At 74.8% G+C, this 6615-nt stretch carries 7 protein-coding genes; 2 read left to right on the top strand and 5 right to left on the bottom strand.

Going from position 1 to position 6615, the window contains the following annotated elements; all coding sequences use genetic code 11:
* Positions 1–117 precede the first annotated feature (117 nt).
* Complete coding sequence (locus ACFW1I_RS37565; protein ID WP_384678483.1) at positions 118–837, bottom strand: DsbA family protein; 720 nt, start codon at positions 835–837, stop codon at positions 118–120.
* A gap of 102 nt (positions 838–939) precedes the next feature.
* Entirely contained in the window at positions 940–1878 is a 939-nt protein-coding gene (locus tag ACFW1I_RS37560; protein ID WP_384678481.1) for a DMT family transporter, read from the bottom strand.
* Positions 1879–2170: 292 nt separating this feature from the next.
* Between ACFW1I_RS37560 and ACFW1I_RS37555 the strand changes: the two genes are divergently transcribed.
* Positions 2171–2785, top strand: a complete 615-nt coding sequence (locus tag ACFW1I_RS37555) for a TetR/AcrR family transcriptional regulator (protein ID WP_384678485.1) — start codon at positions 2171–2173, stop codon at positions 2783–2785.
* On the opposite strand, the gene ACFW1I_RS37550 is transcribed toward ACFW1I_RS37555, so the two are convergent.
* The 3 genes from ACFW1I_RS37550 to ACFW1I_RS37540 form a co-directional block, all read right to left on the bottom strand.
* Positions 2735–3682: a DMT family transporter gene (locus ACFW1I_RS37550; RefSeq protein WP_384678479.1), complete on the bottom strand. Its 948-nt coding sequence runs from the start codon at positions 3680–3682 to the stop codon at positions 2735–2737. The genes ACFW1I_RS37555 and ACFW1I_RS37550 overlap by 51 nt on opposite strands.
* An 86-nt stretch (positions 3683–3768) precedes the next feature.
* Positions 3769–4464, bottom strand: a complete 696-nt coding sequence (locus ACFW1I_RS37545; RefSeq protein WP_384678477.1) for an ArsR/SmtB family transcription factor — start codon at positions 4462–4464, stop codon at positions 3769–3771.
* Positions 4465–4482: 18 nt separating this feature from the next.
* Positions 4483–5145: a TetR/AcrR family transcriptional regulator gene (locus ACFW1I_RS37540; protein WP_384678475.1), complete on the bottom strand. Its 663-nt coding sequence runs from the start codon at positions 5143–5145 to the stop codon at positions 4483–4485.
* A gap of 69 nt (positions 5146–5214) precedes the next feature.
* On the opposite strand from ACFW1I_RS37540, the gene ACFW1I_RS37535 reads away from it, so the two are divergent.
* Positions 5215–6366 carry an acyl-CoA dehydrogenase family protein gene (locus ACFW1I_RS37535; protein ID WP_384678473.1) on the top strand — a complete coding sequence of 384 codons (1152 nt, stop codon included), beginning with the start codon at positions 5215–5217 and terminating at the stop codon, positions 6364–6366.
* The last annotated feature ends 249 nt before the right edge of the window (positions 6367–6615 follow it).

Below are 6615 nucleotides of genomic sequence, written 5' to 3'. Positions count from 1 at the left end.
CTCCCGCGCGCATTCCCCCCAATGGTCGGGGCCAGGGGCGCCCCCGCCCACGTCGTTTTAGCACCCGGTGGCCCCCCCCCCCCCCGCCCCCCCCGGCGCCCCCCCCCCCCCCACGGCTCAGGCGGCGGCCCGCAGCAGGATGTCCTCGTACACCCGCGGGTCGTCGCCGTGCACCACCGGCCAGCCGATGCCGTACGCCCCCTCCCAGCCCACCTCGATGCCGGGGTTGGCGACGTCGGTGCCGTCCGGCAGGAAGAGGTGCGGGCTGCACCGGATGGCGTCGGTCCGCGACAGGGCGGTCTGCTCGGCGAGCGCGCGGCGGGCCCGGCCGTCGTCGAGGGCCTCCTCCAGCGCGACCACGTCGACAGCACCGGTCTCCTTGGCGACGTCCAGGATGACCCGCCGGTTGCTCACGCACCGGGACTCGGCCCAGAACGCCCGGCGCAGCCCCAGGTCGAGCAGTTCAGAGGCGCGCAGGGACTGCTCCTTGGTGGCGAGCACCGCTTCGAGGGCCGGCAGGGTCGTGGACGGGTAGAGCCAGTCCTTCGCCTGCCACAGCTGCCACCCCGCCGCCGGCTCCAGCGACGCCATCCGGGCCACCTCGCTGTCGGTGCCGGGGCGCGGGCTCGGGGCGTCGTTGAGCAGCTCCAGCGGGAAGGCGCGCAGGTCGAAGGCGACCCGGTCCTCCAGGCCCAGCCGGGCCCGGGTGGTGTGCAGCCGGTGGATCGCGAGGTGCGCGAACGAGCACCAGAGGTCGGAGTGGACGACGACCACTCCGGGCGGCGGCGTCTCGACTGCGGCGGGCGCCGTGGTCCTCTCGGCGGTGTTCTCGGACATGGGCCGGGTTCCCTTCGTGCGGGCTGACGTTCGGACGGGCGTTCAGACGGGCTTTGAGGTGGACGTTCGGACGGGCATGGAGACGGGCGTACTGCGGGCCGTTCAGGCGAGCTGGATGGTGAGCGAGCCGGCGAGCAGCAGCGCGAGGCCGAGCGCGCGCGGCCGGGTGAGGGGGCGCCGGGGCAGCCGGAAGAGCCCCTTGTGGTCGATGAGGGCCGAGGTCAGCTGCTGGCCCGTCACGGTGAGCGCGATGGTCACGGCGGCGCCGATGGCCGGTATGAGCAGGAAGGTGCCGGTCACGTACGCGGCGGCGCAGGCCCCGCCGAGCCAGCCCCACCAGGGCATCTTCTTCAGCGGGGCGACGCGCGGGGCCGGGGTGCGCCGGGTGGCCCGCAGCACCAGCAGGACGACGGCGATGGTGAAGGTCGCGACGGCGAAGCTGATCACGGCGACGGTGAGCGGCGCGTCGAGCCGTTCCCGCAGCTGGGCGTTGACCGCGCCCTGCACCGGCAGGACCCCGCCCGCGACGATCCCCAGGACGAGCCAGCCCGCCCGGGCGGCGGCCGAGAGTCCGGCGGCGCCCGCGGGGGCCGCGCCGCGCCCGCCCCGGATGATCACGACGATGCCGGCGAGGACGGCGGCCGCGCCGAGGACCGTGCCGGCGCTGAGCCCCTGCCGCTCCAGGCCGAGCAGGCCGAAGAGGTCGAGGGCGAGCGAGGCGAACATCTGGCCGGTGACGAAGAGTCCGACGCTCGCCAGGGCGCCGAGCCGGGGGAAGAGCAGGATGCCGCTGGTGATGTAGAGCGGACTCGCCAGTCCGCCGAGCAGTTGCCAGGGCGGTACGTCCGGGAGTCTCCCCAGCGCGCCGAGGGTCCCGGCGGCCAGCGCCAGGGCGGCCAGCAGGGTCGTGGCGACGCCCAGCTGGAGCGTCGAGGCGCCGTACGGGGTACCGACGGCGGAGTTGAGCTGGAGGTTGGCCGACGCCTGGACGGCGAGGAGGCAGCCGACGAGCAGTGCGACGGCGAGCAGTGCGGTGTGCATCAGGGATCTCCCTCGTGGAACTGCTGGGCAGGGCAGGACGACGAACCCCGCAAGCGGACGCCGTGTCCATTTAGAGTGCCACAGGGAAACTCAAACGGACAAGGTGTCCACTTGAGTGAAAGAGAAGTAGGGTCGACCCATGAGCGACCACGAGCGGCACGGTCCCCCGGAGGACCCGGCGCAGAAGACGAAGGGGGCGGCCCGCCGTCCGGCGGACCGCCCCACCCCCGCCGAGCGGGACCTGGCCGGGCTGCTCGGGCCGGCCGGCGACCCGCTGCCCGCCGGCGACCTCCTGGCCGCGGGCGACCTCCAGGTCGACGCCCGCCCGGCCACCGCCCCGCGCCGCCGTGCCGACGCGGAGCGGAACCGCGCCCAGATCCTCGCCGCGGCCGAACGGCTCTTCTCCGAGGGCGACCCCCGGACCGTCACCATGGACCGCATCGCCAAGGCCGCCGGCGTCGGCCGCGCCACCCTCTACCGGAGCTTCCCCGACCCGTCCTCGGTCGCGGTGGCGCTGCTCGACGAGCACGAGCGCCTGCTCCAGGGCCAACTCGTCTACGGCCCCCCGCCGCTGGGTCCCGGCGCCCCGGCGGGGGAGCGGCTCGCCGCCTTCTACCTCGCGATGCTCGACCTCCTGGAGAAGCACCTCCCGCTGGCGCTCGGAGCCGAGACCGGCCCCGAACGCTTCCGCACCGGCGCGTACGGCTTCTGGAGGGTCCACGTCCGCACCCTGCTCGTCGCCCACGGCACCGAGGACCCCGACGCCCTCGTCGACACCGTGCTCGCCCCGCTCTCGCCCGAGCTGTTCGCCTTCCAGCGGCACGAACTCGGGCTCTCCGTCGAGCGGATCGGCACCTCACTCGCGGCGTTCGCCCGCGGCCTCCTCCAGGCCGGCGCCCGCCCTTGACACCGGGATGGCGGAGACACGCGGGCGGGACCGGGACACCGCCACCCCCGCCAGACACAGCGCGCCGCCCAGCAGCGTCAGCGCCCCGGGCAGCTCGCCGAGCAGCGCCCAGGCCATCAGGACGACCAGCGCGGGCACGGCGTACGTCGTCGCGCCCATCCGTCCCGCGGTCGTCCGCGCCAGCGCGTACGCCCAGGTCGTGAAGGCGAGCGCGGTCGGGAACACCCCGAGGTAGACCATGTTCGCGGTCGCCGACAGCGGCGCCCGCGCCGCCTCCGTCACCAGCTGCCCGGCGAACGGCAGACAGGCCGCCGCGCCGATCGCGCAGCCGAACGTCGTCACCTGGAGCGCGCTCGCGTGGGCGAGGGCGGGCTTCTGTGCCACGACGCCGCCCGCGTACGCCACCGCCGCCAGCAGGCAGAGTGCGACGCCCAGCACCGAGGCGTGACCGTCCTCGCCGGACATCGAGAGCCCCACGGCCACCGCGCCGGCGAAGGACACCGCCATGCCGGCCAGCAGGCGCGGCGGCAGCCGCTCGCCCAGGAAACGGGCGCCGAGCAGCGCGATCAGGATCGGTCCGATGTTCACGAGCATCGCGGCCGTCCCGGCGTCCACCTCCTGCTCGCCCCAGTTCAGCACCACCATGTACACCCCGAACCAGAGCAGCCCGGAGACGAGGATCCCCGGCCAGGCGGCCCGGGGCGGCAGCCCCTCCCGCCGTGCCAGGAGGACGACCCCGAGGACCAGCGCCCCGGCGAGCAGCCGCCCGAGGGCGAGCGCGCCGGGGGAGTACGCGGCCCCGGCGCTGCGGATGGAGACGAAGGCGGATGCCCACAGGACGACGGTGACCCCGGCGGCGGCGACCGCGAGCCGGGCGGAGGAGACGGATTTCGGCATGCCCCCGACGGTAGGACCCCCACCCTTCGGTCCACACCGCAATATCGCCCGCCCGGTCCGGCCCTCGCGCCCGGAGCCCCCTCGGCTCACCGCAGCGCGTCCGCCTCGATCCCCAGCTCCCGCCACAGCGCCCGCTCCCCGGCCGGGGTGACCTTCACCGCGCGCGCCGACCCGATCCGTACGCACCAGCCGCTGTCCAGCGCGTGCGCGCAGAGCGCCGCTCCCGCGAGCCCCGCGAGGTGCGGGCGGCGCTCGGTCCAGTCCAGGCAGCCGCGCGCGAGCGGCCGCTTCCCCTTCGGCGCGAGCGGGACGCCGAGCCCCGCGAACCACTCCAGACCGTCGTCCGTGAGGGCGAAGCCGGTGTCCTGGCGGAGCAGTCCGCGTGCCGTGAGCGCGTCCGTGACGGTGGTCCCGAGCCGCCCGGCGAGGTGGTCGTAGCAGGTGCGGCCCCGGGCCATCGCCCGCCCGGCGCTCGCGGCGGCCAGCGACCGGGGCGGCTCGTCCGCGCCCGGCCCGGCGAGGTTCGCCAGCTCCTCGACGAGCTGCGCGATCGCGGGGCCGGCGAGCCGCACGTACCGGTGCCGACCCTGCCGCTCCTCCGCGAGCACCCCGCCCGCGACCAGCTTCCCCAGGTGCTCGGTCGCCGTGGACGGCGCCACGCGCGCGTGGCGGGCGAGTTCGCCCGCCGTCCAGGCCCGCCCGTCGAGCAGGGCGAGCAGCATCGCGGCCCGGCTCTCCTCCGCGAAGAGCGCCGCGAACGCGGCGAGATCACTGGCTCCCATGGCTCCAGCATCCCGCGCTCACGTTTCGGCCCGCCCCGAAATGCGCGCCTCCCGCTCGTACTGCGCCCCCAGGCCGTCGAGCAGGGCGCGCAGGCCCGTGGTGAAGGCGCCCTCGTCGACCTTCTCGCGGTGCTCCGCGAGGCGGTGCGCCTGGCCGAGGTGGGGGTAGTCGGCGGGGTCGTACGCCGACTCGTCGTCCACGAAGCCGCGCGCGAAGGAGCCGAGGGCCGAGCCGGTGACGAAGTACCGCATCAGGGCGCCGATGTGGGTGGCCTGGGCGGGCGGCCAGCCGGCCCGGACCATCGCGCCGAACACCGCGTCGGCGACCTTCAGGCCGGCCGGGCGGCGGCCGGGCCCCTGGGCGAGGACCGGGACGATGTGCGGGTGGTCGGCGAGGGCCGCCCGGTAGGAGAGCGCCCAGTCGTGCAGGGCGGTGCGCCAGTCGCGCGGGTCGTCGGGCTCGAACATCGACAGGTCGATCTTGGCGCTCACGGCGTCCGCGACCGCGTCCAGGATCTCGTCCTTGGTGCGGAAGTGGTTGTAGAGCGAGGGTCCGCTCACCCCGAGCTCGGCCGCGAGCCGGCGCGTCGAGAGGGCGGCCAGGCCCTCCGCGTCGACGAGGGCGCCCGCCGTCTCGACGATGCGGTCTCGGCTGAGCAGGGGCTTGCGCGGTCGGGCCATGGCGCACATAGTAGGCCCCGCACCGATAAAACTAGCAGTGGTAATTAAATGGATGGGTGAGGTGGCACCGTGGATCTGGCGCTGAGCGAGGAGCAGCAGGACGTGCGGCGGCTCGCCGAGGACTTCGTCGCCCGCGAGGTCGCCCCGCACGTCGTCGCGTGGGACCGTGCCGAGGAGGTGGACCGGGGCATCGTGAAGAAGCTCGGCGCGGTCGGCTTCCTCGGGCTCACGATCCCGGAGGAGTACGGCGGTTCCGGCGGCGACCACCTCGCGTACTGCCTCGTCACCGAGGAGCTGGGGCGCGGCGACTCCTCCGTGCGCGGGATCGTCTCCGTCTCGCTCGGCCTGGTCGCCAAGACCATCGCCTCCTGGGGCAGCGAGGAGCAGAAGCGGGCCTGGCTGCCCCGGCTCGCCTCCGGCGACGCCCTCGGCTGCTTCGGCCTGACCGAGCCCGGCACCGGCTCCGACGCGGGGAACCTGAGCACCCGGGCCGTCCGCGACGGCGACGACTACGTGATCGACGGCGCCAAGATGTTCATCACCAACGGCACCTGGGCCGACGTCGTCCTGCTCTTCGCGCGGACCGGCGACGCCCCCGGACACAAGGGCGTCTCCGCCTTCCTCGTCCCCACCGACACCCCCGGCCTCACCCGCCGCGCCATCCACGGCAAGCTCGGCCTGCGCGGCCAGGCCACCGCCGAACTGGCCCTGGAGGGCGTGCGCGTCCCGGCCTCCGCGATGCTCGGCCCCGAGGGGAAGGGCTTCTCCGTCGCCATGTCCGCCCTCGCCAAGGGCCGGATGTCGGTCGCGGCCGGCTGCGTCGGCATCGCCCAGGCCGCCCTCGACGCCGCCGTGCGCTACGCGGGGGAGCGCGAGCAGTTCGGCAAGCCCATCGCCTCGTACCAGCTCGTCCAGGAGCTCATCAGCGACATCGCCGTCGACGTGGACGCGGCCCGGCTGCTGACCTGGCGCGTCGCCGACCTCGTCGACCGGGGCGAGGAGTTCGCCACCGCCGCCTCCCAGGCCAAGCTGTACGCCTCCGAGGCCGCGGTCCGCTCCGCCAACAACGCCCTCCAGGTCTTCGGCGGCTACGGCTACATCGACGAGTACCCGGTCGGCAAGCTGCTGCGGGACGCCCGCGTGATGACCCTCTACGAGGGCACCAGCCAGATCCAGAAGCTCATCATCGGCCGCGCGCTCACCGGCGTCTCCGCCTTCTGACCGGCCTTCGGACCGACCTCCCGGCCGTCTTCCGTCCGCCTCCCGGCCGGCGTTCCGACCGCCTTCCGACCGCCTTCCGGCCGGCCCCGCGCGGGGCCCGGTCTGAGTACCGGTCTGAGTATCCGGGCGGATGTGGGGTCGGCCACAACCGCCCGATCCTGTGCCCATGTTCGTCTCTCAGGTCAAGGAGCAGAACACCAGCGCCTAACACGCGCAGGCCGTCATCTCCATCCCCATCGCCCTCGCCGC

This window comes from Streptomyces sp. NPDC058955, from assembly GCF_042741435.1.
GTDB lineage: Bacteria > Actinomycetota > Actinomycetes > Streptomycetales > Streptomycetaceae > Streptomyces.
This window is presented reverse-complemented; position numbering and strand designations above follow the sequence as displayed.

Excerpts from the sequence above, each read along its gene's own strand:
- ACFW1I_RS37560 (WP_384678481.1), bottom strand. The coding sequence starts at position 1,878 with ATGCACACCGCACTGCTCGCCGTCGCACTGCTCGTCGGCTGCCTCCTC.
- ACFW1I_RS37545 (WP_384678477.1), bottom strand. The coding sequence starts at position 4,464 with ATGGGAGCCAGTGATCTCGCCGCGTTCGCGGCGCTCTTCGCGGAGGAG.
- ACFW1I_RS37550 (WP_384678479.1), bottom strand. The coding sequence starts at position 3,682 with ATGCCGAAATCCGTCTCCTCCGCCCGGCTCGCGGTCGCCGCCGCCGGG.
- ACFW1I_RS37540 (WP_384678475.1), bottom strand. The coding sequence starts at position 5,145 with ATGGCCCGACCGCGCAAGCCCCTGCTCAGCCGAGACCGCATCGTCGAG.
- ACFW1I_RS37565 (WP_384678483.1), bottom strand. The coding sequence starts at position 837 with ATGTCCGAGAACACCGCCGAGAGGACCACGGCGCCCGCCGCAGTCGAG.